The sequence below is a fragment of the Acidimicrobiia bacterium genome, from assembly GCA_040878325.1.
Classification (GTDB): Bacteria; Actinomycetota; Acidimicrobiia; order Spongiisociales; family UBA11373; genus JAUYIV01.
Genome location: JBBDMM010000010.1, coordinates 1 through 26,681, shown reverse-complemented (window position 1 = coordinate 26,681; position 26,681 = coordinate 1). Strand labels below are relative to the sequence as shown.

Here is a 26,681-nt window from a genome sequence, read left to right as displayed (position 1 = left end):
GGGGGAGGACGCCAGCCGGGGGAGGACGCAAGCCGGAAGCCGTCCACCATCCTCAACCTGACCTCGTGGACGGCCGATACCTCCCGAGCATGCAAATAGCGAAGCATTCCTCGTTCTCGAGGGGGATTCTCGAGTTTCTGAGACGAGCGGGCACAGAACGGTCGACCAAGCGACTGGTCGCAGAGATGTTCAGGTTCCTCGCCACCACGTTCTCGATCGAACGCGTCTCCCTCTTCTTGGTGTCTCCCGAACACGGGCGCCTTCTGCCTTACGTCTCCGAATACGCCTCCGGTGTGGTGGATCGTGACCTCTTCGAGGAATGGCGGGGGCTGAACGTGGAAGATTTCGACGTGGTGCAGCGAATCCGCGCCGGCGCGGAAGTCGTGATGGTCGAAGATCCCCGCGACGGGCTGCCAGACCACGTGGTCGATCGGTTCGGCAACCAGCCGTTCCTGGCGTTCGGGCTCCGCCGCGATGGCCTGCTCCTCGGTGTCCTCATCGTAGAAGGCCAGCCCGCCATCCTTCGCAAGCGTCAGCAAGATCTCGCCGAGTTCTCCGAATACGTCGCCCTGGCACTTGACAACGCCCGCGCCTTCGAGCGCGAGGAGCGACGGGCCAGCGATGCGGAGGCTCTCCTCGAGGTTGGCAGCGTGCTCACCCGCACCACCGAACTGATCCCGGTACTCGCCGCAGTCGCACAGAACTGCGCCCGGGTCACCAGCTTCGACCGATGCTCCGTCTTCCTCCTCGACGAAGAGAGCGACCGCCTCATCCCGACGATGAGCCAGTTCGCCGATGGGCACGTCGATGATGCCGCCTGGCAGCGCTTCATTTCCAACTCAGAGGACGCTCCGGCGGCACGCGAAGTCATGGCATCGGGCGAGCCGATGGCATTACTCGACCCGGAAGCCCACCCCGAACTGCTCCCCGACTCGTGGCGCGAACCATTTGGGGTCCGCTCGCTGCTGCTCCTGCCTCTGACCGCGTGGAACGAGACCTTCGGCGTTCTCGTCCTCGACCGCAATCGGCGCGAGGCCATCCCTGATCATCAAATTCGTATCGCCCAGGGGGTCGCCGCCCAGGGAGCCGCCGCCATCGGGCTCACCCGTTCACTGGCGCGAGAGCGCGCCGCGGTCACCCGCCTGCAGGAACTCGACAATCTCAAGACGACCCTGGTGGCTTCGGTCTCGCACGAGCTGCGTACCCCTCTCACCACCATCATCGGGTTCGGGGCGTTGCTGCCCGACTACCTGAGCGATCCCGAGGCGCTCGAGCATGTGGCCCTCATTCAGCGCGAGTCGGCCCACCTCGAAGCACTGATCTCCAACCTGTTGCTCGCGTCTCGCCTCGAGGCGGGCGCCCTCGAGTACCGGCGCGACCGCCTCGACCTCGGGGATGTCGTCACCGAAGCCGTCGACCTGATCGCCCGGCTGTTCCCCGAGCGTCAGATCGACCTCCACCTCGCCGGCGCACTCACCCTCGTGACCGGCGACCAGGGAACCCTGCGGCAGGTGTTCACCAACCTCATCGAGAATGCCGTCAAATACAGCCCGGCCGGCACCCCGGTCGAAGTCTCGGCTGACGGCGACGGCGAGCAGATCGTCGTCACGGTCGCCGATCGCGGTCCTGGCATTCCCCTCGATGAACGCGAAGTGATCTTCGAGAGATTCCGCCGCGGCAAGAACCATGCCGAACAGGGAACGGGCATCGGGCTCTATCTCGTGCGCGCCCTGGTCGCCGCCCACGGGGGAACCGTCCGGGTGAGCGACCGCCTCGACGGCAGCGGCTCGATATTCGTCACCACCCTGCCGGTGCGCTCGACGCTGGGTGTCGAAGAACAAGCCGCGTAGGGCCGCCCTCCTCAGAACAGGGCTACCCGAGAACTGTCTCCAGCTCCTCCGGGGTGAGGCCACCGATCAAGGCGGCGCTATTGGCGGCGTCTTTCTTCGATGGCCTAGGTCGACTCACTCCACAGGCGCGCTTCAGAGATGGCGAGGGCGCCGCGCAGTTCACGGGACCGGCGACTTCAATACCTTCGACGGTCACCCGGTGCCGAAGAACTCGGCGAACTCCTCGGTGGTGAGACAGTCCGAGCCGGCGGCGAGCATCGCTACGAAGACCTCATTGGCCGGCTCCTCGTTCTTGAGCCCGGCGAGGATGAGATCGGCGTAGGTGCCCTCGTCGGTCAGCCGGTCGGCGAAGCAGCGGGCGCTCCCCGCGCTCATGCCGCCCTCCTCGATAAAGATGCTCTCCAGATCGGAGCACTCGACCGAGACATCAGCGATCGTGTCGAGTTCGGTCGCGGTCATTCGCTCGAAGAGCACCGTCGACTCGACCACGCCATCGGCGGTGACCCCGAGCTCGGCGAGCCTCGCCACGCCGACTTCGCGCACGATGCTCTCAGCGAGGCACCGCCGGGATTCCGCGTCGGTGAACGGCTCGTCGGTTGCTGCCGACTCGGCTTCGATGCTGGCGTCGAGGGCGGTAGCCACCGCCCGCTCCTCGTCCGTCAACGGGCGGGCGCCGCCCGAGTCGGCACCGCAGGCCGTCACGAACAGGACCACCGCCACCAGCACCATCGCTCGCCTCATGACGGTTCCTCTCACTGGCCGCCCGTTCCCCCGACCGCCATCACCTCGGCATCATGGCTCGCCGCCCGCCGGGCGCGCGTCACCACCCGATGTGCCCAGACCCCGACGACTATCGCCGTCACCCCGCCCATCCCGAACGCAAACCGCGGACCGAGCCACTCGGCCACCCCGCCGGCGATGAGACCACCCACCGGGGTGCTTCCGAGGAACACCACCGCGAACAGCGCCATCACCCGGCCTTGAAGATGCAACTCGGTGCTCTCCTGGGCGAGGCCCTGGGCGCCCGCGAGGAAGGCGATCGCAAACAGGCCGACGGGTACCAGGACAATGGCCATCAGGACGTAGGTGGGCGCCACCGCGGTGATCAAGGTCACCACGCCGAAGCCCACCGCCGCCCAGGCGATGTACCGCTCGGTCACCTTGCGACGCGAGGCGGTGATCAAAGCGCCGACCAGCGAGCCGATCGCCGTCATCGAGATGAGCACCCCGAAGCCCCTCGACCCAACGTCGAACACGTGGTCGGCGAAGAGTGTGAGCAGCAGGGAGAAGTTGAACGAGAGCGTGCCGATCCAGGCGACCATCACGATCGGCAGCCGCACCGCAAGGTTGTTCCACGAGTAGCGGAGCCCTTCCACCAGCTGGCCGGGGCGTCGCGGCACCGGGGCAGTGCGATACAGCTCGCCGGGTCGCATCATCATCAGCGCCACGATCACCGCCGCATAGGACACCGCGTTCACCGTGAATACCAGGGTCGCCCCGTGTGTCGCCAGGAGGATCCCGGAGATCGCCGGGCCTACCGCCCGGGCCGACGTCATCAGGGTCGAGTTGAGGCTCACCGCGTTCGGCACGTCGATCAGAGGCACCATCTCCCGGACGAAGGACCGCCGGGTGGGATTGTCGAGCGCGGTGACCATGCCAACCGCGAAGGAGAACCCGAACAGGGTGGCGACACCGAGGGTGCCCCGGGCGCTGGTGATCGCCAGCCCGGCGGCGAGCAGGCCAAGGAGGGTCTGGGTGACCATCATCAAACGCCGCTTGTCCACCCGGTCGGCGATGACCCCACCCCACAACCCGAACACGAGGATCGGCCCGAAGTGGGTGGCGGTGATTGCCCCCAGAGCCGCCGCGCTATCGGTGAGTTCGAGGATCAGCCACAGTTCGGCGACCTGCTGCATCCACAGGCCGACGGCGGAGATGAACTGGCCGACGAAGAAGATTCTGAAGTTGCGAATCCGGAGGGAACGAAAGGTTCGCCGAAAGGTCTCTCTCATGCGGAATCGCGGTGCATGCCGAGGGGGGATGATAAGAGGCCATCGGTTCGCTCGGGCCGCGATTGGCGATTAGCGATTGGCGATTGGTCCCGCCGAAGTTGCTACTTGCTACTTGCTACTTGACTCTTCTCGGCGATGAACCGCAGCACCCGATCCCAGGCGTCGGCGGATTCCACCGCGTACTCCTCGAACTTGCGATCGAAGAACGAGTGGGGGGCGCCCTCGTAGACGACGATCTCGTTCGGCACGCCGGCGGCGTTCAGGGCGTCGCGCCAGCGATCGACCTCCTCGAGCGGAATGCCCTGATCGTCACCTGCCATCAGGCCAAGGATTGGGCAATCGATTTCGCCCACCCGCTCGACCAGCGGGGTGGCCCCTGGGGGGAACTCGCGGTTGGGGTTCCCGTAGAAACCGATCGCTCCCGCCAACCCGAGACCGTTGGCCGCCTGGTGCCACGAGTTCGAACCGCCAAAGCAAAACCCGAGGGTGAACACCGGCCGGTCCGGGTCGAGGCTGCGGAGATGCGCCACCCCGGCTGCGGCGTCCGCCGTCACCGACTCGAAGGTCGTCTGCCGCACGTGCGGCATGTAATCGAAATCGTCGCCGCGCGTGCCCTGGCCGGCGGTGCGAGAGAAGTAGTCGATGGCCACAGAATTGTGGCCCACCTCGGCGAAGCGAACCGCCAACTCCTCATAGAAGCGGTACAGGCCCCGAACATCGGGAAGCACGAGCACCGACGCCCCGACGCCTGCCCCGAGAGCCTCGAACGCGGTCAGCTCATGGCCGTCCGAGGTGGTCAGGTTGAGGTGGCGGGTGTCGATCGCGGCACCAGCCACCGGTTGGATGGGCGGTATCGAATCGTGGTCGAAGCACATGGGCCGGCCCCCTTCCAGGCTCTTGCGGCCCCCGACACTATCCAGTCACCAGTCACCAGTCTCCAGTCACCAGCCAACAGCCAACGGGCGGCCTTCGGCCGCCTTGGGCCGGCCTTCGGCCGGCCAAGCTCCTTCTCCCAGTTCCGGGGGCGGCCTTCGCTGGGACTCGGGGGCAATTTCCCCGGTTTCGCTATCGTGGGTTTGCCTGGTTGAGGTGAGTCGAGCGTTTGTTTCTCGGGAACCCACCGGCAGATGCCCGCCACGGAGGCGGGTGTTTGGGACTCGAGAAAGGGACCCGATGAACATCTACGTAGGAAACCTTTCCTACTCCATGACCTCTGACGAACTCGAGCGGGTGTTCGCCGAGCACGGCCAGGTCGACTCGGCCGCCGTGATCATGGACCGCGACACCGGTCGCTCCCGGGGCTTCGGCTTCGTGGAGATGCCTGACGATGCCGGCCGCAAGGCCATCGAGGCGCTCAACGGCGCGGACCACGGTGGACGCAAGCTCAACGTCAACGAAGCCCGGCCCCGTCGATGACTTCGCGGGGCGGCCTGGTCGCCGCCCTCGCGCTGGTCGCAGCAGCTTGTGGCGGTGGAGGAGACTCCGCCGCCACAGTTGCGTCCGACGGTGACACGGTCGGCGTGTTCTATCGCGGCACGCTCGACGACGGCACCGAATTCGACTCCAACATCGGCGGACAGCCGCTGGTGTTCGTACTCGGTCAAGGCAGCCTCATCGACGGCTTCGAGAACGCCGTGCGCGGCAAGGCAGTGGGCGAGACCCTCACGGTTCGCCTCGAGCCTGCCGAGGCCTACGGCGAGTACAACGAGGCGCTCATCATCGAAGTCCCCGCCGAAGGCGCCCCCGAGGGCCTGACCGTGGGCCAGCGGGTGCAATTCGGTAGCGGCGGGGCCGGCACGATCCTCGCGATCACCGAAGACTTCATCACGGTCGACACCAATCACCAGCTCGCCGGCCAAGCCCTCACCTTCGAAATCACGATCGATTCCATTGAGTAGTGCCCGGGCTACGCCCGGGCCGCAATTGGCAATTCGCGTTTCCTCCCCCGCAGGGGCGAGCGAAGCGAGACGGAGGGGGCCGTGCGGCGGTCTGACGCTACTCGAGCTTTCCCTGCAACCGCTCGACCGAGCGCCACTCTTTGGGGAGTTGGGCGGGGGTGAGGTGGGCGGCGACCCATTCGCGTAGTTCGGAAACGCTGATGCCGTCGAGGACCACTTCGGCTACAACTCGCCTTCCCCACTCGTCGTCGGGTTTCCCGAACACCCGGGCGTCGAGTACGCCGGGGTGACTGCGGAGGACCCGCTCCACTGCGGCGGGATGGATGTTCTCGCCACCGGTGACGATCACCGCGTCGGCCCGACCAAGGACGGTGAGCCGGCCCTGGTCGTCGATCGAACCGAGGTCACCGGTGGTGAACCAGGAACCCTCGGGCCGGGGGTCCTCCCCCAGGTAGCCGGGTGAGAGCATCGGGCCGCGCAGTTCGATGCGACCATCGGCGATCCGGACCTCGGCGCCGTGAATCGGGCGGCCCGCCGTTCCCAGATCGGCTTCCTCGCCTCCCGGCGCCACCGTGGTGACCTGGGAGGCGGTCTCGGTCATCCCGTAGGTCTGGAGGGCGGGGACACCGGCGTCGATCGCCCGCCGCAACAGCGACACATCGGCCGGCCCGCCCCCGAGGAGCAACTTGCCCGAACCGACCACTCGACCGGTGTCGAGCACCCGCCGGAGCATCGTCGGAACCAGCGACGAGTAGGCGGTCGTGCCCAGGAGCCCGGCTACCCGCCCCGGATCGAACTCCGCTTCGAGCACCACCGGCGCCGCCTGCTCGGCCTGACGCCACAGAATCGACAGGCCACCGACGTGGAACAGCGGCAGCACCCCGAGCCAGGCGTCGTCCGGCCCATTGCCGAGGCGATCGCGCGAGCCGGTGACCGAGGCGGCAATGTTCTCCCCGGTGAGGATCACCCCCTTGTGGGTGCCCTCGCTGCCGGAGGTGAACACCACGAACCGGGCGGCGCCGGAAGGTGGGCCCCAGGCAGGGATCTCCGACGGAACCTTGCGATCGAGGAGCGCGTCGATACCCCCCTCCGGAATCGGAAAGAGGCCGCGAACCCCGGCCTCGCGGGTCAGCTGCATCGCCTCGGCCGGAGGCATCCGCGCATCCACCGGCACGGCGGTGGCTCCCGCCCGGCACACCCCCCACACGGCAGCGACGGTCGCCGGGTCCCGCTCCCCCCAGAACGCCACCCCGGTGCCCTCAAGGCCGGCACCAAGCACCATCCCCGCCACCGCATTCGCCGCCCGGTCGAGGTCCCGATAGGAGATGGTGCGATCGCCATAGAGGATTGCCGGAGACTCGGGGCGGTCCGCAGCGGCACGGGCGAGGTAGTCCATGCTGTGATTCTCGCAATGCGCAATGAGCAATGCGCAACGCGCGGCGGTGCCACCTCCCCCGCCGAAGACGGCAGGGGAGGACGCCCGAAGAGAGCACCGTCGTTGGAATGCTCGCAGGGTCCGCTGCCCCCTCCGGCTGCCGGGCTTCCCGCCCGGCAGCCACCTCCCCCGCCGCAGACGGCAGGGGAGGACGCTTCGGGCGACTGCGGCCCCCGACCCTCCGACTAACTTTGCCGAATATGCCCTTCGACTGGTCCGATCACGGGAACTACACCGACATCCGGTACGAGACGCTCGGTGGCATTGCCAAGGTCACCATCAACCGGCCCGAGGTGCGTAATGCGTTCCGACCGACGACTCTGTTCGAACTGAGCGATGCCTTCGAGAAGGCCCGGAACGATCAGTCGATCGGGGTGATCATCCTCACCGGCGAGGGGACCGAGGCGTTCTGTTCGGGCGGCGACCAGAAGATCCGGGGAGATGCCGGGTACCTCGATCCGCAGGGAACGCCGCGCCTCAACGTCCTCGATCTGCAGATACAGATGCGGCGGCTCCCCAAGCCGATCATCGCCATGGTCGCCGGCTATGCCATCGGTGGCGGCCACATCCTCCACCTGGTCTGCGACCTGACCATCGCCGGCGACAACGCGGTGTTCGGGCAGACCGGGCCAAAAGTCGGCTCGTTCGACGGTGGATACGGCGCCGGGCTGCTCGCCCGGATGGTGGGCGATAAGCGGGCACGCGAGATCTGGTACCTGTGCCGCCAGTACTCCGCCGCCGAGGCCTACGAGATGGGGATGGTCAACAAGGTGGTCCCGGTCGCCGACCTGGAGGCGGAGACGGTTTCCTGGGCCAACGAGATCCTGGAGAAATCCCCCCTGGCGGTGCGGCTGATGAAGGCGGCGATCAACGCAGCCAGCGACGGTCTGGCCGGCCAGCAGCAGCTGGCGGGCGACGCCACGCTCCTCTTCTATATGAGCGAGGAGGCCCAGGAGGGCCGCAACGCCTTCAACGAGAAGCGCAAGCCTGACTTCGGGAAGTTCCCTCGCCTCCCGTGAAAGCGTGGCTGGTCGCCGCCCGGCCGCCCACCCTGCTGGCGTCCGTCGCCCCGGTGCTGGTCGGCTCGGGCCTCGCCCACGGGCAAGGGGTCTTCCGATGGGATTCCTTCCTTGTCCTCCTGGTCACCGCGGTGTTGCTCAACATCGCGGTGAACTTCGCCAATGACGCCTCGGACCATGCCCGCGGCGCCGATACTGCCGAGCGCCTCGGTCCCCCCCGGGCCGTCGCCAGCGGGCTGCTGACGGCGCGCCAGGTGTGGATCGGCACTGCGGTGGTGCTGACGGCGGCGTGTGCCGGCGGCCTGTACCTCGCCGCCATCTCGGGCCCGTTGATCCTGGCGATCGGCGTTGCCGCCATCGGAGCCGCCCTCGCCTACACCGGGGGCCCCTGGCCGTACGGGTACCACGGGTTGGGTGAGGTATTCGTGTTCGTCTTCTTCGGCCTCGCCGCGGTCACCGGTAGCCGCTACGCCCACGATGCCACCGTGCCCTCGCAGGCGTGGCTGGTGGCGATCCCGGTGGGATTCCTCGTCACTGCGATCCTGGTGGTCAACAACCTCCGCGATCTCGACACGGACCGCGCCGCCAAGAAACGCACCCTGGCGGTGATCATCGGCCGCCGGACGACGACCCTCCTCTATGGAGGGCTCGTGTTCGGAACGTTCGCCGCGATTACCGCCTTCGCCGGGCTCGGGTGGATCCCCCGCTGGTCGCTGCTGGCCCTCGCCGCCCTCCCCCTGGCAATCTCCCCGGTCCGCACCGTCGCCACCACCACCTCCGGCCCCGCCCTGATCAAAGCCCTCAAAGCGACGGCAGTTCTACACCTACTAGTGGGCGCCCTCCTGGGAGTGGGGCTGGCGGTATAGAGCAGTTTCCCCCCCCGCTACCGTTTCCGCGTGACCGACCGCTCCACCGCGTTCACCGTTCCGCTCGTGCGGGCGCTTGCCCGGTTGGGGGTGCGGCACGTGTGTATCACCCCGGGGTCGCGGAGCACTCCGCTGGCGCTGGCGTTCGCCGATGAGCCCGGCATCACTGACTGGTCCCATCACGACGAGCGGTCGTCGGCGTTCTTTGCCCTCGGGATTGCTCGCACCCTGGGTGAACCGGTGGCGATCGTCACCACCTCGGGTACCGCCGCTGCCGAGCTCCACCCTGCACTGGCCGAAGCCCGGTACGCCCGGGTGCCGCTGATTGCCCTGACCGCCGACCGCCCGTTCGACCTCCGCGAATTTGGCGCACCGCAGACCATGGATCAGCAGAACCTGTTCGGGCGGACCGTCAAGTGGTTCCACGACGTCGAGTCGACGGCCGACGCCGACCCGGCCCGAGTGGTGACCCTCGCCGCCCGCCTCGTCGCCGAGGCCGTCGGCGCCCCCGCCGGGCCGGTGCATCTGAACATTCGCTACCGCGAACCGTTGATGCCGACGGCGGAGCCGCCGGAGACGCCCGACCCGCCGATGGTGATCGACGGCCGCCTCGAGCCATCGGCAGAAGCGATCGCCGACCTTGCCGAGACCATGAGCGGCACCCGCGGCATCATCATCGCGGGACCGCAAGACGATCCTGCCGCCGTCACCGCGGCATCCGCCTTCGCCGCCGCCGCCGGCTGGCCGATCCTCGCCGACGCCCTCTCGGGGCTCCGGTGCGGCCCCCATGACCGGTCGGCGGTGCTCCGGTCGGCCGACCCGCTCGCATGGGGCGGATGGTTGGAGCGGTCCGAGCCGGCGTGGGTGGTCAGGTTCGGCGCCCTTCCCACATCGCGGCCGGTGTGGAACTGGCTCGAACAGAATCGCGGGCTCCCCCACCTGTTCATCGAACCGTCCGGCTGGCGCGACCCCACTGCCTCAGCGGCCAGCATCCTGCGAGCCGACCCGGCAGTGGCACTCGAGGGCCTGGCCAAGGCGATCGGCTCCGCGGCGTCGCGCGACTGGATGGACTCCTGGAGATCGGCCGACGCCGCAGCCTCCTCCGCCGTCGCCGCCGCGATCGACGGCGCGGCTTTCCCCAATGAACCCGCGGTGGCGCGGATGGTGGGTCGGGCCCTCCACGACGACTCCACCCTGTGGGTGGCCTCGTCGATGCCCATCCGCGACGTCGACGCCTTTCTCGAGCCGACCGACCGGCGGATCCGGGTGATCGGCAACCGGGGGGTCAACGGCATCGACGGGTTCCTGTCGGCCGGATTCGGGTCGGCGGCAGTCTCCGGACGACCGACCACGCTTCTAGCCGGCGACCTCTCGGTACTCCACGACCTCGGCGCGCTGGCCACCGCGGCCAGGCTGGAGATCCCCGTGACGATCGTCGTCGTCAACAACGACGGCGGAGGAATCTTTCACTTCCTCCCCCAGGAGGGGCACCAGCACTTCGAGCGGCATTTTGGCACGCCGCATGCCCTCGACTTCACCGCCGTCGCCGGCTCGCTCGGCGTCGAGGCCCGCCAGGTGCACACCGCCGAGGCGCTCGCCGCGGGAATCGAGGCGAAGCGGGACGAACCGCTGCTCCTCGAGGTGCGAACCGACCGGAACGAGAACGTCGGGCTGCATCGGCGGATCAGGGAATCCGTCGAAGCCGCCTTGCGATCGATCTAGGAGGGCCCGCCGCCCGCCCTCGGTACCATCGGATCGATGCTGATACCTCGTCCGACCCTGGCCGCCCTCGCCCGGCAGCTGCGCGCTCTCCCCGCGGGGCTCCGGATCGTCGACGCCGAAGCCGACATCGATCCCCTCGACCTCGTTCGTTCCGGCGCGGCGGGATTCGGCCACGCCGCCTTCTACGCATCACCCGAAGGCACCACCATCGGAACCCTCGGGGTGGCCCACCGGGTTGCGGCGTCGGGCACCAACCGGCTGAATCTGCTCGATGCGGATCTCCGCAACCTCGAATCGGAAATACCGGCAATGGTCGGCTTCGCATTCAACGGGGATGGAACGATGGGGCCCGACTGGGAGGGCTTCCCGTCGGCGACGCTGGTGGTGCCCGAGGTGGCGGTGGCAAGACGGGACGGGAAGTCGCGCCTGTGGATCGCCCTTCCCCCAGGGGCGGAAGGCCACCTGCTGCTGACCCTGGCGGCCACGCTGAAAGCCCCGCCGCCGATCCCAGAGGAATCCCCCATCGAGAACACCGTGGAGGCGCGACCCGCTCCGACCGACTGGCTCGGGCTCGTCGACGAGGCCGTGGCGGCGATCAAGGCAGGATCGATGCAGAAGGTGGTGCTCGCCCGATCGGTGGCCGTGAAGGCAGCCGTGGCGATCGGGGCGTTCGACCTGGTCTCGGAACTGCGTGACCGGTACCCCGAGTGCCATGTGTTCGGGTGGCAGGAGGGCGAGGCCGTGTTCATCGGCGCCAGCCCCGAGCTGCTGGTGGGGCGCGACGGCCAGAACTTCCACCTCGCTCCCATGGCGGGATCGGCCGCCCGCGGCGCCGACGCCGAGGAGGACCGCCGTCTCGGTGACGACCTGCTCGGCAGCGCCAAGAACCGGGAAGAACACGAGCTCGTCGTCGCCGACGCGGTGCAACGCCTCCGCCCGATCACCACCACCCTGGAACGATCGCCGACCCCGGTGCTCCACCGCTTCGCAACCGTGCAGCACCTGGCCACCCCCATCCGGGGCACCACCGACTCCCGTCTGCTCGAACTCGCCGACGCCCTCCACCCCACCCCGGCGGTGGCCGGCACCCCCCGCGCCGAAGCCCTGGCGTTCATCGAGAAGATGGAGGGCATCGACCGGGGCTGGTACTCGGGCGGAATCGGCTGGGCCGACGCCTCCGGCACCGGAGAGCTGGCGCTGGGCCTGCGCAGCGCCCTCATCCGTGGTCCCCATGCGATCGCCTACGCGGGCAACGGCATCGTCGCCGACAGCGACCCCGCCAGAGAGCTCGAAGAGACCCGTCTGAAGCTCCGGCCGATGGTTAGGGCCCTCGCTGCGCTCGGGCCCGGCGATTAGCGATTGGCGATTGGCAAGAAGGAAGAAGGAAGCCAGATCACGGTGATCACTGCTCGCGATGGGATTCCGCTGGCGGTTTCGGCGGTTGGTGATCGGGGTGCCCACGCGCTGTTCGTCCACGCCACCGGGTTTTGCAAGGAGACCTGGCTTCCTGTGGTCGATCGGCTGCCTGGAGTCCGGGCGACCCTGCTCGACCAACGGGGCCACGGCGCATCCGGCACGCCGCAACCGCCGTTCGACTGGTGGGATCTCGGCGCCGACGTCAGCGACGTGCTCGGAGATTCCGCCGATAGCCCGATCGGAGTGGGCCACTCGTCGGGCGGGGCGGCGGTGGCGATGGCGGAGATCATCCGTCCAGGCACTTTCTCGGCCCTGGTGCTGATCGAGCCGATCATCCTCCCGCCGCCGTTTGTCAGGGGCGAGGACAACCCGCTGACGATGCAGGCCCTCCGGCGACGCCACCACTTTGAATCGGTCGAAAGCGCCTTCGAGTCGTTCCACGGACGGGGGCCGTTCGCCCGATGGACCGACGAGTCCCTTCGTCTGTATGTGGAGCACGGAACCGTTGAGGCCGCCGACGGCGGCCGCACCCTGGCCTGCCCGCCCGAGATCGAGGCCGAGTTCTATCGGGCGGCCACCGCCCACGGAGCCTGGGCCCGCCTCGGCGAGATCGGATGTGCGGTGACGGTCCTGGTCGGGGAGCACTCGAACAGCCACCCCCCAGAGTTCGGCGTGAGCCTGATCTCCCGCTTCCGAAACGCCGAACTAAGGACGATCGCGGGGGCGACCCACTTCGTACCAATGGAGCAGCCAGATGCGGTGGCGGACGCGGTCAAAGCGCTGATTTAGGAGCCAACAGCCGACGGCCAAGACCCCGGATGGCCCCGCTCTTACCAATCGCCAATTGCCAATTGCGGCCGAGCGAAGCGAGGCCCTACAGCGGGTACGACTTCCCGATCCGGCCGTCGTCTACCTCGTAGGTGAGGTCACTGTTGACCTTGATGACGCCGGCGATGCGGCGGGTGAGCTCTTCGAGCAGATGGGCTTCGGTGCGGTTCTCCAGCTCCCCGGACAGGGTGACCACGCCGCCGTCCACCTTGACGTCGATCACGTCGGGTTCGAGGAATAGCAGGCGCCGCACGATGTCTTCGCGGATCTCGTCTTCGATCACCTCGTCGGGCTTGGTGAACGCGTTCACGACGTCGGCCCGGCTGATGATGCCGATCAGGGCGCCGTCTTCATCGACCACGGGGAGCCGCTTCACATTGCGGTGCGACATCACCCGCGCCGCCTCGCTGAGGGTGGCGTCGGAGGTGATCGTCACCACGGGGCTCGACATGACTTCGCGCACGGTCTCTGCCTCTGGCTCATTGGTGCCGTCGCCGAACAGCGCCTCGAGAAGGCTCAGCCGATAGGGCTGGTCCCGGTCGGCCTCCTGGCGGAGGAAGTCGCCCTCGGTGACCATGCCGACCAGCTTGCCGCCCTCCACGACGGGCAAGCCGCTCACCTTCTCCCGCACCATGGCACGCGCTGCCTCTTTGAGCGAGGCGCCAGGAGTCGTGGTGATCGGCTCCGTCGTCATCAGATCTCGAACCTTCATGTCATCCCTCTCCCCGCACGACCAGGACGTCGCACGGCGCGTTGTTGACGACCCGGTGGCTCGTGCTTCCCAGCAGCAACGAGGCCAGGTCCCCTCTGCCCCGGCTTCCCACCACGATGAGATCGGCCGACGTCGCCTTCGCATGGTCGATCAATGCGTCGGGCGGGTAGCCCTCCAGGTCGACACGCGAGGCGGTGGTCCCCTCCAGCAAGGGGCCGATTCGCGCCCAGACGCCCTCCCGCTGGGCGTGGGCGAAATCCTCGGCGACGGTGGGCACCCCCGCCATCGCCGCCAGCACCGTCGAGGGGACATGTGACACGTTGACGACATCTACCTCCGCACCGAGGCGCCCACCGAGATCCAGTGCCCGCTTCACCGCGGACTCGGCCATGTCGCTGTCGTCCACTCCGACGATGATCTTCATGACGGCCATTGCTCCGGTGGGTATCGATGCTCTTTCTCTGCCTGCAGCCTGGCGGCATAGGCGGCCGCCTCGCTGCGACGGCTCATCTCGAGCTTGGCGAGGACGTTGGAGACGTAGTTCTTGACGGTCTTCTCGGCGAGGAACATCTGCTCACTGATCTGCCGGTTCGTCAAGCCTTCGGCGATGTATTCGAGGATACGACGCTCCTGCTTGCTGAGCCGGGCCAGCAGCGGGTCGCCCTGCTCCTCGCCGCGAATGCGGCGGAACACCCGGTCAGTCATCTCGGGATCGAGGAGGGACTCGCCGCGACCCACCTTGCGCACACTCTCGATGAGATCCGATCCCTTGATCTGCTTGAGGACGTAGCCGGACGCTCCTGCGAGAATCGAGGCGAAAAGGGCCTCGTCGTCGGCGAACGAGGTGAGCATCAAAACATTGATGTCGGGCCAGCGGGTGCGGATCTCGCGGCAAGCCTCCACCCCGCTTCCATCGGGGAGCCGTACGTCGAGGATCACCACGTCGGGCTCGTCGAAGCCGACCCGGCGGATGGCCTCTTCGACCGAGCCTGCCTCGCCGACGACCTGGAGGTCGTCTTCGGCGTCGAGCATCGACTTCAGGCCACTGCGGACCACTTCGTGGTCGTCCACCAGTTCGATGCGAAGTGCCTTCGTCACGACCCCACGATACCCGGGGCGCTTCGGCCGCCGAGACGGCGGAAAGGCACAAGACCCCCTCCAAACGGCCCTAACTGGCGCCCGTAACGGGCGTCGAGGGGTCATACAATCTCGCCCCGTGAAGGACTTCACCCCCGGCCGAATTCGTGGCCTCGTGGAAGCCGCCGCCAGCGTCGTGGGCCAGGTCGAGCTGGGCTCGCTGCTCGAGTCGACGGTGGTCATGGCAATGGAGCTGACAGGAGCCCGCTACGGGGCACTCGGGGTGATCGGCGAGCACGGCACCCTGATCGACTTCATCCACATCGGCATCGGCTCCGACACGGCCGACGCCATCGGACACCTTCCCCGGGGGGAGGGGGTCCTGGGGACCATCACCCGCCAGGCGAAAACGGTGCGCATCGACGAGATCGCCAACCACCCCGATTCGGTTGGCTTCCCCGACCACCACCCGGAGATGCACTCCTTCCTGGGGGTGCCTGTGCGCGTCGGCAGCCGGATCTTCGGCAATTTGTACCTCACCGAGAAGGAGGGGGGCTTCGACGACGGCGACGAGGTGCTCGTCGAGTTCATGGCCGTCACCGCCGGAGCGGCGATCTCCACCCTTCGGCTTCAGGAACGACTCCGCCGTGCCGCCCTGACCGAAGACCGCGAGCGAATAGCCCGCGACCTGCACGACTCGATCATCCAAGACCTCTTCGCAGTCGGGCTGGGGCTCCAGGCGTCGATCGGCAAGATCGATAGTGACCCGACCTCGGTGAAGGAGCGGATCGACGATGCGGTCGACCGGCTCGACTCGACGATCATCGCCCTGCGGAGATTCATCTTCGATCTCCAGCCGCCGGTCTGGGCTCAGCCCGGCCTCACTTCCCGCCTCAGCGAGTTGCTGGCCGAACTCTCCCGTCCCCACGGCAAGGAGATCGCCCTCACCGTCCACTGCCCACCCGGGGTGCCCGACGCCGCCATCGCCGATCACCTGGTGGCGATCGTCGGAGAGGCAGCAAGCAACGCCCTCCGCCACGCCGACGCCACCGACATCAGCGTGAGCGTGCAATGCCTCGACGATCGGGTGATGGTGACGATCTCCGACAACGGATCCGGCTTCGACACGTCGAAGGACCATCACGGCCTCGGCCTCGGCAACATGGCACGCCGCGTAGCCACCGCCGGCGGCGTCTACGGCCTCCAATCCGACGAAAGCCAGGGCACCACCGTCCACGTCGAGTTGCCAGTGAGGTAGCGGCCGGTTCCCGGCCGCTACCGCCTCCAGCCTCCAGCCTCCAGCAGGAATCGCTCCTCCGCTATCCGCGGGAGCGTGGCTTCTTTGCGTTTCTTGCCGACGGCGGAGGGCGGAAGGCCTCCTGGCTCGTTAGGACTTCCGCCCGCTACTGACACTCGGCGCGATCAGACCACAATGGTCGGCATGTACGCGTTTGATTTTGCGGTGGGTGATGGGGACGACAAGGAGGGGCTCGGGGGGAAGGGGGCCGGGCTTGCCACGATGACCCGGCTCGGGTTGCCGGTGCCGCCTGGTTTCACCCTGTCGACGAAGGCATGCCGTCGTTTCCTCGATGAAGGGGCCCTCGCCAACGACATCTGGGACGAGACGGTCGAGGCCCTTCGGCGGCTCGAGCAGACCACCGGACGGACTTTCGGTGCCACCGACGGAGTGCCCCTGCTGGTGTCGGTGCGCTCCGGGGCAAAGTTCTCGATGCCGGGAATGATGGACACGGTGATGAATCTCGGCATGAACGACGAAGTTCATGCCGCGCTGACGGCATGGTCGGGCGGGGAACAGTTCGCCTGGGACGCCTACCGCCGGTTCGCCCAAACCTACGGCAAGGTCGTTCTTGGGGCCAAAGGGTCCGCCTTCGAGGAGGTGCTCACCGACCTTCGCCAGGCCCGGGGCGTCGACGACGACAGCCAACTGACCGCCGACGACATGCGGGAGGCCACCCGCCGGTTCAAGGAGATCGTCGCCGCCACCGGCACCCCGCTGCCCGAAGACCCTCACGAACAACTCCGGGGGGCCATCGCCGCGGTCTTCGCCTCATGGAACAACCAGCGCGCCCGCGACTATCGCCACATCCACCGGCTTCCCGAGGATCTCGCCACCGCCTGCAACGTGCAGTCGATGGTGTTCGGTGACCTGGGGGCGGATTCTGGCACCGGCGTGTGCTTCACCCGTGATCCATCCACCGGCGAGGCTTCGCCCTATGGCGACTACCTCCCCGACGCCCAGGGTGAGGACGTCGTGGCCGGAATCCGCAACACCGTGAGCCTCCGTGCCTTCGCCGAGCGGCACCCCACCCTCCACGCCGAACTGGTCGAGGTGATGGGCAAGCTCGAACGCCACTACCGCGACATGTGCGACATCGAGTTCACCGTCGAGCGCGAGAAGCTGTGGATCCTCCAGACCAGAGTCGGCAAGCGGACCGCCGCAGCTGCCGTCCGCATTGCCGTCGAGTTGGTGGAGGAGGGCGTGATCGATCGCGACACAGCCCTGCTTCGGGTCGACCCGGCGTCGCTCGACCAACTACTCCACCCGGGGCTCGACCAGCCGGTGGCAGCCGACCCGATCGCCAGGGGTCTCAACGCATCACCGGGAGCAGCATGTGGCGCGGCGGTGTTCAACGCCGATCGGGCAGTGGAGATGGCGGCGGCGGGTACACCGGTGATCCTCGTCAGGTGGGAGACCACCCCGGACGACATCCACGGGATGGCGGCGGCCGAGGGCATCCTCACCAGCCACGGGGGGCGCACCAGCCACGCGGCGGTCGTCGCTCGCGGAATGGGCACCCCGGCGGTGACCGGAGCGGGGGGCATGATCGTCGACGAGGCGAACCGGCGTTTCAGCTCGGGTGGCACGGTTGTCTCCGAAGGCGATGTGATCACGATCGACGGCGGGACCGGCCGGGTGTACCTCGGAGAACTGCCCCTCATCCGTCCGGAGCCCAGCGACGAACTCGAGCAACTGCTCGCCTGGGCCGACGAAGTGCGCACGCTCGGAGTTCGGGCGAATGCCGATGACGGGGCCACCGCCGCCGAAGCGGCTCGCTGGGGTGCCGACGGGATCGGCCTCGCCCGCACCGAGCACATGTTCATGGGTGAGCGGCTGCCGATCGTCCAGCAAGTGATCCTCGACGAAGACCCCGAGAATGCCCTCGCCGCACTCGAGAAGGTGCAGGCCGACGACTTCGAGGAGCTCCTGACGGCCATGGACGGCAAGCCCGTCGTCGTCCGACTGCTGGACCCGCCCCTCCACGAGTTCCTCCCGGCGCGCATCGATCTCGTGATGGAGCGGAGCGAGCTCATCGCCAAGCACGCCGACCCCGGGGAGATCGATCACCTGATCGCCGCGGTGCGCCGCCTCGAAGAATCGAACCCGATGATGGGCCTGCGGGGCGTCCGGCTGGGGATCGTGCGCCCGGAGCTGTACGTCGCCCAGGTCCGCGCCGCGCTCGAGGCCGTCAAGCGAAGGCTGGCCGCAGGCGGGGACCCCCACCTCGAGATCATGGTGCCGCTGGTATCCACCGTGGAGGAACTGGGCAGGATGGAGGAGATGATCCGCCGGGAGGTGGCGGCTTCCGGGGTGGCAGTGGACATCCCGGTGGGGACGATGATCGAGATCCCCCGAGCGGCGCTCACCGCCGGGCAGTTGGCCGCGCACGCTCGCTTCTTCTCCTTCGGCACCAACGACCTCACCCAGATGACGTTCGGCATCAGCCGCGACGACGCCCAGGATGCCTTCCTGGCGCGGTACCTCGAACTCGGGGTTCTCACCACCGACCCCTTCGTGTCGATCGACACCGAAGGCGTCGGTCGCCTGGTGGAGCTCGCCACCCGCGAGGGCCGGGCAGCCCGCCCCGACCTGGAGGTGGGAATCTGCGGCGAGCACGGCGGCGACCCGGCGACGATCGACTTCTGCCACCGCACCGGGCTCGACTACGTGTCGTGCAGCCCGGCTCGGGTTCCCATCGCCCGCCTCTCCGCCGCTCACGCCGCCCTCGGCCAACGTGCAGTGGACTCGACGGTTTAAGAGGGGCGTCTCCCCCCGGCTTCCGGGGGGAGTACCCCGAAGGGGGGGCAACTGACCCTGCGAGCAGGACTGGACGGTTCTCGAAAGAGGCACCATTCGGCACCTCCCCCGGCATACCGGGAGAGGACGCTTCCTTGCTATCTCCTCTGGACCGCGGGGATGTCTTTGCGGCTGGGGAGCCAGTGTTTTTCTACCCGGCGTACTCTCATCCGCAGGTCCACCACCCGGACGCCCTCGCCGGGGGGCAACACCTTCACCGGGTTGAGGTCCATCTCGGCGATCTCGGGGAGGTCTTCGACCAGGGCCGATACGCGGAGCAGCGTCTCGTGGAGCGCCTCGATGTCGCCCGGTTCGGAGCCGCGGTAGCCCTCGAGGAGCCGGGCCGACTTCACTTCGTTGATCATCTCGGCGGCGTCGACATCGGTGAGGGGATGAATCCGGAAGGCAACGTCGCCGATCAGTTCGACGAACACCCCGCCGAGCCCGAACGCGATCAACGGGCCGAACGATTCGTCCTCGGTCATGCCGACGATCACCTCGTGGCCACCGGGAACGAACTCCTGGATGAGGGCGCCGCTGGCGTCCTTCGCCACCGACGTCACCCGGTCGAACGCCTCCCCGACTGCCTTGGCGCCCTTCACGCCGAGGGCGATTCCCCCGACATCGGACTTGTGGAGCACGCTGGGGGCGATCACCTTCAACACAACAGGGCCGCCGATCTCGGCGGCGGCGGCTACTGCCTCCTCCCGGGTGGCAACGGTGCGTGACACCGCGGTGGGGATCCCGTAGGCCCTGAGCACCGCTTCGGCTTCGGCCGGTTCGAGCCACCCGCCGTCGCCCAAGCGTCCCAACGCGGCTTCGACCACCGTCCGTGCCCCCACCGCGTCGATGCCCTCGAAACCAACCTGCTCCCCTTCGGGCCGCAGCCGCCATTCCGCATAATTGGCGGCGCGGGCGAGCGCCCGTGCCGCCGGCTCCGGGAAGGGGTACACCGGGAGCCTGGCCTCCCCCTCGGCGACCGGAGGGGGAGGCTCGGCGTACGCCTCCATATACACGCCAAGCACGGTCTTGCCCCCAGAATCGGAGCCCACGACTTCACTCACCGCCTGCCTCACCGCGGGCAGCGCACCCGGACTGGTGGGTATGTAGATCACGATCACCGAGTCGATTTCGTCGCTGTCGAGCATCGACCGCAGGCAAGCCCTGAAGTGGTTGGGCCCGGCCGAAGCGATCATGTCGACCGGGTTGCGCACTGAAGCCTCCGCCATCAGGTGCTGGCGCAACGAGGTCTGTAGCGCATCCGAGAACACCGGGACCTCGAGGCCCGCCGATTCGAGCGCATCGACCGCGAGGATGGCCGGGCCACCCGCGTTGCTGATCACGCCCACGCGGCGGCCCTTGGGGAGCGGCTGATTCGCCAAGAGCGTGGTCACCTCGAACAGCTCCTCGAGGGTGTCGGTGCGAATTACCCCCGCCTGCCGGAAGAGCGCGCCGACGGCCCGCTCCACCGATGCCAGCGCCCCAGTGTGGCTGCTGGCCGCCCTGGCACCGGAGGCGGTCCGCCCCGACTTCACCGCGACGATCGGCTTCTTCCGAGCAATCCGTCGAGCGATCCGCGCGAACCGCCGTGGATGTCCGAACGACTCGAGGTACAACAGGATGACATCGGTCGACGGATCCGACTCCCAGTAGAGCAGCAGGTCGTTGGCGCTGACATCCGCCTTGTTCCCCACCGAAACGAAGGTCGAGATGCCGATGTCGAGGCGGCGAGCGTGGTCGAGGATGGCGATCCCGAGCGCTCCCGACTGGCTCGACATCCCCACGTTCCCCTGCGGAGGGAAAGTGGGGGCGAAGGTCACGTCGAGCCGGACCGCCGGGTCGGTGTTCAACAGACCCATGCAGTTGGGCCCCACCATCCGCATGCCCCCGTCGCGCACTATCTGGAGGAGTTCCTTCTCGAGGGCGCCACCCTCCGGCCCGGTCTCCGAGAACCCGGCCGAAATCACCACCAGGCCGCGCACACCCTTCTTGGCGCATTCCCGGGCGACATCGAGCACGAAGCGGGCGGGGACCACGACGACGGCGAGATCGACCGGATCGGGGATGTCGAGCACCGACTTGTACGCCTTCACCGAGCTCACCGACGGAGCGCTCGGGTTCACCGGGAACACCGTGCCCGAGAAACCTCCCCGCAGCAGGTTCCGCAGTAGGCGAGCCCCGATCGAGGCGTCATCGCGGCTGGCGCCGATCACCGCCACCGACTTCGGGTAAAACACCGGCAACAGCGAGGCGGTCACCGCCTGCTGCTCGTGAAGTCCCTCTTGCCGGGTGACCTCTTCCGTCAAGGCCACCGGAAAGTCCACGATGTAGACCCCGCCGCCCATGTCGCGATGCATCGTGAAGCCCGACGACCTGAACACGCGCATCATCGCGTAGTTGTCGGGTAGGACGAATGCCCGGAACGACTCCACCCCATGGTGCCGCGCATAGTTCGTCAAATGGGTGAGCAGATGCGTGCCGATGCCGCGGCCCTGGTGGGCGTCTTCGATGCCAAAGGCAACCTCGGCCACCGTCGGCTCGTCCGGGAGGCGGTCGTATCGGCCTCCCCCGACCATCACCCCCCCGACCTCGACGACGAACGACATCCGATCCTCGTAGTCGACGTTGGCGAAGTAGCGAAGCTCCTCGTCGGTCAGTTCGTCCTTGTGCCTGAAGAAGCGCTGATAGATGCTGGCGCGGCCCATCCGCCGGAACATCGCATCGAGGGCGCCAACGTCGTCGGGCGTGATGGGACGGATATACGCCAGGCCCCCATCACGGAGCACCAAGTGGAATTCGTAGTCGGACGGATAACCGGCCACGGGAACGATTGTGGCAGATGGCCGGGTGATTGCCCTAGGGGCCATTGGCCGATTGGCGATTGGCGATTGGCGAAAGGCGAAAGGCGGAAGGCGGAAGGCGAAAGGCGAAAGGCGAAAGGCGAAAGGCGGAACCTTGCTGTACCGCCCTCGCTGCTCTACGCCCGAGATGCGCAATGCGTCAACACGTCTCTTGCGGATGGCGGAAAGCGGAGGGCGGAAGGCGAATGAGGAAGGGCCGGCTGGGCCGGCCCTCCCCATCCTCTCAGCAGCAGCCGGGGCCGCAGCCGGAGCAGCAATCCGAGTCGTCGCCACCGGCGTCGCCGGTGATCTTGATCGGAGCCATGCGCCCACCTCCTATATCGATAGTAGTCGATATGTTGACATACGCATCGATAGTTGTCAATATATCCACATGGAAGCCTGCTGCTCGCCCATCCTGGAGTCGCCGGTGGGGCACGACGATGCCGATCGCCTCGCCGCGCGCTTCCGCGCCCTCGGCGACCCGGCGCGACTGCGGCTGCTCTCGCTGATCGCATGTTGCGGCGACGCGTGTGCGTGCGACCTCGTCGACGACGTCGGCGTATCACAGCCGACCGTGAGCCACCACCTCAAGGTCCTCTACGAGGCAGGCCTGGTCGACAAGGAGCGTCGCGGCAAGTGGATCCACTACTGGGTGGTCCCAGAAGCCATGGCGGAGCTTGCGACGGCCCTTCAACCCGCGCAGGATTCGCTGGTCCAGATTCACGGCTAGCCGAGCAGCGATTGGCGATTGGCGAGGCGGGCTCCGGCCTCCGCCACTCAGACTTACCGCGCATCGCGCATCGCGCATTGCGCTTCCTACGCTAACTCCACCAACTCGAGCAGGGACTCGTCGAAGTAGACCGCGGTGCCGTCCGGCATCAGGATCGCCCGGTCGGGAGCAAGCGCGGCGACGAAGTCGGTGTCGTGGCTGACCAGGATCACCGTTCCCGTGTACGCGTGGAGCGCTTTGAGCAGCGCTTCCTTTGCCTGGGTGTCGAGGTTGTTCGTGGGCTCATCGAGGAGCAACACGTTGTGGCGGCCCACGACGAGTTGGGCGAGCGCAAGTTTCGTCTTCTCCCCTCCCGACAGGGTCGCCGCCACCTGCTCGATCTTGTCGGCGAGCAGAAAATGCCCCAAGACGCCCCGGAGATCCTGCTCCGGGTCGGTTGACACGGCCCGCATGTGCTCCATGACGGTCTGATCCGGAATGATGTGCTCATGCTCCTGGGCGTAGTAGCCCACCGACACCCGGTAGCCGATGACCACCTCACCGATGTCGGCGTGCTCGACCCCGGCGAGTATGCGCAACAGAGTGGTCTTGCCGGCGCCGTTGAGTCCCAGGATCAGCAGCCGCTCACCCCGCTCGACATGGACCCCGACGTCGACGAACACCACGTTGTCGTCGAACGCCTTCGACAGGTTGAGCCCCTCGATCGGGATGCGGCCCGACGGCTCGGGCTGCGGGAAACGCACCGCGACCGAGCGGCCCTTCTTCGCGACTTCGACGAGCGACTCCTTCATCCGGTCGGCGCGGGTCTGCATCGACTTGGCGCGCTTTGACATCTTCTCGGTGGTGCCCATGAATCGCCGCACCGTCGACTCCAAATCGTTGATTCGCTTCTCCTGAATGGCCCGTTCCCTCCGCCGCTGTTCGCGGCGGCGATCGCGCTCGGCCAGGAAATGCGTGTAGTTGCCGCGGTAGGGCTCCAGGGTCCCGTCCTCGAGGGATAGCACCGACGTGATCGAGCCATCGAGCAGCGGCAGATCGTGGCTGACCACTAGCAACGCTCCCGGGTAGTCGGCGAGGAACTCCATCAGCCATGCCTTGGCATCCAGGTCGAGGTGGTTGGTGGGCTCGTCGAGGAACAGGACATCCGTCTCGGAGAAGAGGATGCGGGCAAGCTCGACCCGACGCCGCTGACCACCAGACATGGTGCGCACCGGCTGCCCGATCTCGCTGTCGGCGATCCCCACCGCCGAGGCGAACTTCCGGGCCACGGCTTCGGCCCGATATCCGCCCGCGGTCTCGAACTCCACCTCGAGTCGCGCGAACCGGCGGATCAGCCGATCACGCTCCGCGCCATCGGCGGACTCCATCGCCTGCCGGACTTCTTCCATGCGGCGCTGCACTCCCCCGATGTCGCGGGCGGCAAGGACGCGCTCGAGGGCAGTGGCGTCGGCGTACTCGAGTTCTGGAAGGGAAGCCTCCTGGGAGAGGTACCCGATCTTGCCCGAACGCGCCACGGTGCCGCTCTTGGCAGGCCTCCGCCCGGCCAGCGTCTGGAGGAGGGTGGTCTTGCCCGCGCCGTTACGGCCGACCAGGCCGACTTTGTCCCCTGGGTGGAGGGCGAAGGAAGCGTCGGTGACGAGGGTCCGAATGCCGGCCTCGACACCGAGGCCACGCACGATGATCACGGGACGATCAGAGTACCGGTGACTCGCACGAGCCGAGAATCTCTCCGTCGCACTGATCCTCGTCGGCACCGCCATTGGCTTGATCGAACCCGCCACCCCCGATCAGGATGTCGTCGTCCCGATTGCCGAAAAGGAAGTCGTCGCCAGATCCCCCGAAGAGGAGGTCGGCGTGGCGACCCCCCTTGATCCGATCGGAACCGGATGATCCTTTGAGGAAGTCCTGCCCACGATGCCCAACGATCTTGTCATCCCCCGGTCCACCGACGCCGATATCGCTGCCTTTCCCGCCGCGGATGGTGTCGTCGCCCACCCCGCCGAAGAGCATGTCGGCACCGGTGGAGCCGTCGAGCACATCGGCGCTAGGACCGCCGTCGAGGACGTCAGGCCCCGACCCGCCGAAGATCTCGTCGTCTCCGTCGCCACCGCACAGCACGTCGGATCCACCCTTGCCATCGATCACGTCGTCGCCGTCGAGACCCAGGATCACATCGCTCCCACTCGAGCCGGCGAGCACGTCGTCACCACTAGTGCCGCTGATCGTCGACTTCCCGTAGCCGAGAGTGCCGTTGCCGATCGTTTCGGCGATCCAGCAGGCGTATGTGACGGTTCTGGTGTAGACGCCGAAGAATCCGGCATCGGCGCAGCCGCTCCCCCACGACACGATGCCCACCTGAAGGTGGGTGCCGTCACCGAGAGGAACCAGTAGCGGTCCGCCGCTGTCCCCCTGACAGGTGTCGGCGCCGCCGGCCTCGAAGCCGGCGCAGACCATGTCTGGCCGCTCGAAGTCGCTGTACGCGTCGGCGCAATCGGCGTCGCTTGCCATCGGCAGCTCGACCTCGCGCAAGCGGCGCGGAAAACTGGGTGTGCCGGGGGGATCGTTCTCGGTGTGCCCCCACCCGATCGCGATTACCTCCTTGCCCTCGCCATAGGACGCGGCGTCGGCCGCCAGCGGCAATCGAACTGTGTCGTTCTTCTGCGGGCTTGCCATCGCCGGTTCCGCCAATCGCAGAAGCGCCACATCGTTTTCGAGCGTGTTGTCGTCGAACTGGTCGTGGACGAAGATCGCCGAAACGTCGATACGGTCGCCGTCGCCTTCAAGGTCGAAGTCATTGGCATACACCTGGATCCGCGACGCACGAGTGCCCGCGACGCAATGAGCCGCCGTGAGCACCCACTCGGGATCGATCAGACTCCCCCCACAGAACTGGCTCTGGAAGGTGTCGGGGTTGTTGGTCCTCACCAAGCCGACCATGAAAGGGAACTCGTCGGGGCTGGCCTCGCGGCCTCCCACGATTTCTGGTTCGGGATCAGATTGGCCGCGCGCCGGCCCGGCGCCCGCGACCAGCGCGACAAGAACGAGCCCGACGAGGATTCTGGGGTGCACCGGTCGCCTTTGGTCTGCTTGCTGGCCCGCCCGGCGCCCGCGGGTTGAACGCGCGGCGCCGGACACGGATCGACCTTCCCGAAGCGATCCTATCGAGACCCATCGGCCCTCGCCGAGGGTCCCTTGATGGCGACCGTGCTCAGCCGAGGACATCGGCGGCCAACCCGGCGAGGGCTTCTGCGCCCGCGGCGGCCGAGACGACCACCCGATCGACCCCGGCGGCTGCCAACTGCTCGACCGACGCTGCGTCGGGGCGTGCCCCCATGGTTACCTCCAATGCGGCGGGATCTCGGCCAGCCCGTTCGGCCGTCTCCCGGGCAAAGGCGACCAGACCCGGCAACTCTTCGACCGCAGCCGAGGCCGGGTAGAACCCATCGCCCAGCTCGCCGGCGCGGCGCGCCGCCCGCTTCGAATGTCCCCCGATGACGATCGGTACGGACCGGTTCACCGGCCGGGGACGCAGATAGACCTCATCGAACGAGACGAAGTCGCCCGCGAAGGAGGCGACCTCGTCTGACCACAGGGTCCGCAGCACCCGGATGTACTCATCGGCCCGGGCACCCCGATCGTCGAAGGAGGCACCGAGCGTGCGGAACTCCTCCTCGAGCCATCCGGACCCCACGCCGAGGATCACCCTCCCCCCGCTGAGCACATCGAGCGACGCGACCTCCTTGGCGAGGATCACCGGGTTCCGCTGCGGAAGGATGAGCACGCCCGTGGCCAGCTTGATCGTGGTGGATACGGCCGCGGCGAACGCCAACCACACCAGAGGGTCGGGGATGTCGAAGTCCTCGGCACCACCCAACATCTTCCCGCTACGGCTGTACGGGTAGGCCGACTCGTAACCCTTCGGGATCACGACGTGCTCCACCACCCACACCGACTCATACCCCGCCTGCTCCGCCGCCGAGATCTGGGCACGAACCTGCCCACCGGTGACCGCCAGCGTGTTGGCATACATGAGACCGAGCTTCACGAGGTCCTCAGGAGGGGGGCACGTGAGGGTAACTGCCCGCTGCCCTCGAGGAGTCGCTACCCGCTACCGGCAGGAACGGCAGCGTCCTCCCCCGGTACTCCGGGGGAGGTGCCGAAGCGAAGCGAGGCGGAG

General features: G+C 67.6%; 22 protein-coding genes. 11 read left to right on the top strand and 11 right to left on the bottom strand.

Annotated elements, in window-relative coordinates; translation table 11 throughout:
* The coding region (locus WD184_05210) for an ATP-binding protein (GenBank protein ID MEX0826130.1) at positions 1 to 1,850 on the top strand (1,850 nt) is incomplete at its 5' end.
* A gap of 192 nt (positions 1,851 to 2,042) precedes the next feature.
* On the opposite strand, the gene WD184_05205 is transcribed toward WD184_05210, so the two are convergent.
* From WD184_05205 to WD184_05195, 3 genes are all read right to left on the bottom strand, one after another.
* Positions 2,043 to 2,591 (bottom strand): hypothetical protein, encoded by a 549-nt coding sequence (locus tag WD184_05205; GenBank protein MEX0826129.1) that lies wholly within the window; start codon positions 2,589 to 2,591, stop codon positions 2,043 to 2,045.
* A gap of 11 nt (positions 2,592 to 2,602) precedes the next feature.
* On the bottom strand, positions 2,603 to 3,862 hold the full coding sequence (locus WD184_05200) for an MFS transporter (GenBank protein ID MEX0826128.1): 1,260 nt from the start codon (positions 3,860 to 3,862) through the stop codon (positions 2,603 to 2,605).
* 101 nt (positions 3,863 to 3,963) lie between these two features.
* Positions 3,964 to 4,737, bottom strand: coding sequence for a dienelactone hydrolase family protein (locus WD184_05195; protein ID MEX0826127.1), 774 nt, complete (start codon positions 4,735 to 4,737; stop codon positions 3,964 to 3,966).
* Positions 4,738 to 5,035: 298 nt separating this feature from the next.
* Here WD184_05195 and WD184_05190 point away from each other — a divergent pair, with 298 nt between their 5' ends.
* Positions 5,036 to 5,278, top strand: a complete 243-nt coding sequence (locus WD184_05190; GenBank protein MEX0826126.1) for an RNA-binding protein — start codon at positions 5,036 to 5,038, stop codon at positions 5,276 to 5,278.
* Positions 5,275 to 5,760, top strand: a complete 486-nt coding sequence (locus WD184_05185; protein ID MEX0826125.1) for an FKBP-type peptidyl-prolyl cis-trans isomerase — start codon at positions 5,275 to 5,277, stop codon at positions 5,758 to 5,760. Before WD184_05190 ends, WD184_05185 begins: the two co-directional genes overlap by 4 nt.
* Before the next feature lie 97 nt (positions 5,761 to 5,857).
* On the opposite strand, the gene WD184_05180 is transcribed toward WD184_05185, so the two are convergent.
* Positions 5,858 to 7,156 carry a class I adenylate-forming enzyme family protein gene (locus WD184_05180; GenBank protein ID MEX0826124.1) on the bottom strand — a complete coding sequence of 433 codons (1,299 nt, stop codon included), beginning with the start codon at positions 7,154 to 7,156 and terminating at the stop codon, positions 5,858 to 5,860.
* A gap of 239 nt (positions 7,157 to 7,395) precedes the next feature.
* Between WD184_05180 and menB the strand changes: the two genes are divergently transcribed.
* Genes menB through WD184_05155 form a run of 5 tightly spaced genes read left to right on the top strand, consistent with a single transcriptional unit; the run spans position 7,396 to position 13,007 of the window.
* A complete protein-coding gene (gene menB / locus WD184_05175) occupies positions 7,396 to 8,214 on the top strand; it encodes a 1,4-dihydroxy-2-naphthoyl-CoA synthase (protein ID MEX0826123.1) in 819 nt (272 codons plus the stop codon).
* On the top strand, positions 8,211 to 9,080 hold the full coding sequence (locus WD184_05170) for a 1,4-dihydroxy-2-naphthoate polyprenyltransferase (protein ID MEX0826122.1): 870 nt from the start codon (positions 8,211 to 8,213) through the stop codon (positions 9,078 to 9,080). The genes menB and WD184_05170 overlap by 4 nt, the downstream gene beginning before the upstream one ends.
* Before the next feature lie 30 nt (positions 9,081 to 9,110).
* A complete protein-coding gene (gene menD / locus WD184_05165) occupies positions 9,111 to 10,802 on the top strand; it encodes a 2-succinyl-5-enolpyruvyl-6-hydroxy-3-cyclohexene-1-carboxylic-acid synthase (protein ID MEX0826121.1) in 1,692 nt (563 codons plus the stop codon).
* A gap of 36 nt (positions 10,803 to 10,838) precedes the next feature.
* Complete coding sequence (locus tag WD184_05160) at positions 10,839 to 12,158, top strand: isochorismate synthase (GenBank protein MEX0826120.1); 1,320 nt, start codon at positions 10,839 to 10,841, stop codon at positions 12,156 to 12,158.
* 42 nt (positions 12,159 to 12,200) lie between these two features.
* Complete coding sequence (locus WD184_05155; GenBank protein ID MEX0826119.1) at positions 12,201 to 13,007, top strand: alpha/beta hydrolase; 807 nt, start codon at positions 12,201 to 12,203, stop codon at positions 13,005 to 13,007.
* 85 nt (positions 13,008 to 13,092) lie between these two features.
* On the opposite strand, the gene WD184_05150 is transcribed toward WD184_05155, so the two are convergent.
* Genes WD184_05150 through WD184_05140 form a run of 3 tightly spaced genes read right to left on the bottom strand, consistent with a single transcriptional unit; the run spans position 13,093 to position 14,856 of the window.
* Positions 13,093 to 13,758 carry a CBS domain-containing protein gene (locus WD184_05150; protein ID MEX0826118.1) on the bottom strand — a complete coding sequence of 222 codons (666 nt, stop codon included), beginning with the start codon at positions 13,756 to 13,758 and terminating at the stop codon, positions 13,093 to 13,095.
* 1 nt (position 13,759) lies between these two features.
* Positions 13,760 to 14,182 (bottom strand): universal stress protein, encoded by a 423-nt coding sequence (locus tag WD184_05145; protein MEX0826117.1) that lies wholly within the window; start codon positions 14,180 to 14,182, stop codon positions 13,760 to 13,762.
* Entirely contained in the window at positions 14,179 to 14,856 is a 678-nt protein-coding gene (locus tag WD184_05140; protein ID MEX0826116.1) for a response regulator transcription factor, read from the bottom strand. The genes WD184_05145 and WD184_05140 overlap by 4 nt, the downstream gene beginning before the upstream one ends.
* Before the next feature lie 118 nt (positions 14,857 to 14,974).
* Here WD184_05140 and WD184_05135 point away from each other — a divergent pair, with 118 nt between their 5' ends.
* Together WD184_05135 and ppdK are read left to right on the top strand one after the other, a co-directional pair.
* Positions 14,975 to 16,093, top strand: coding sequence for a GAF domain-containing sensor histidine kinase (locus WD184_05135; protein ID MEX0826115.1), 1,119 nt, complete (start codon positions 14,975 to 14,977; stop codon positions 16,091 to 16,093).
* A gap of 183 nt (positions 16,094 to 16,276) precedes the next feature.
* The gene (gene ppdK, locus WD184_05130) at positions 16,277 to 18,892 is read left to right on the top strand and encodes a pyruvate, phosphate dikinase (protein MEX0826114.1); all 2,616 of its coding nucleotides are present in this window, start codon (positions 16,277 to 16,279) and stop codon (positions 18,890 to 18,892) included.
* 137 nt (positions 18,893 to 19,029) lie between these two features.
* Here ppdK and WD184_05125 read toward each other — a convergent pair whose 3' ends face one another.
* On the bottom strand, positions 19,030 to 21,753 hold the full coding sequence (locus tag WD184_05125; protein MEX0826113.1) for a GNAT family N-acetyltransferase: 2,724 nt from the start codon (positions 21,751 to 21,753) through the stop codon (positions 19,030 to 19,032).
* 412 nt (positions 21,754 to 22,165) lie between these two features.
* On the opposite strand from WD184_05125, the gene WD184_05120 reads away from it, so the two are divergent.
* Positions 22,166 to 22,504, top strand: a complete 339-nt coding sequence (locus tag WD184_05120) for a metalloregulator ArsR/SmtB family transcription factor (GenBank protein MEX0826112.1) — start codon at positions 22,166 to 22,168, stop codon at positions 22,502 to 22,504.
* A gap of 86 nt (positions 22,505 to 22,590) precedes the next feature.
* On the opposite strand, the gene WD184_05115 is transcribed toward WD184_05120, so the two are convergent.
* The 3 genes from WD184_05115 to WD184_05105 all read right to left on the bottom strand — a co-directional run bounded on the left by WD184_05115 (position 22,591) and on the right by WD184_05105 (position 26,549).
* Positions 22,591 to 24,189, bottom strand: a complete 1,599-nt coding sequence (locus WD184_05115; protein ID MEX0826111.1) for an ABC-F family ATP-binding cassette domain-containing protein — start codon at positions 24,187 to 24,189, stop codon at positions 22,591 to 22,593.
* 7 nt (positions 24,190 to 24,196) lie between these two features.
* Positions 24,197 to 25,573 (bottom strand): trypsin-like serine protease, encoded by a 1,377-nt coding sequence (locus WD184_05110; GenBank protein ID MEX0826110.1) that lies wholly within the window; start codon positions 25,571 to 25,573, stop codon positions 24,197 to 24,199.
* A 139-nt stretch (positions 25,574 to 25,712) separates the two neighbouring features.
* Complete coding sequence (locus tag WD184_05105; protein ID MEX0826109.1) at positions 25,713 to 26,549, bottom strand: LLM class F420-dependent oxidoreductase; 837 nt, start codon at positions 26,547 to 26,549, stop codon at positions 25,713 to 25,715.
* Positions 26,550 to 26,681: the final 132 nt, after the last annotated feature.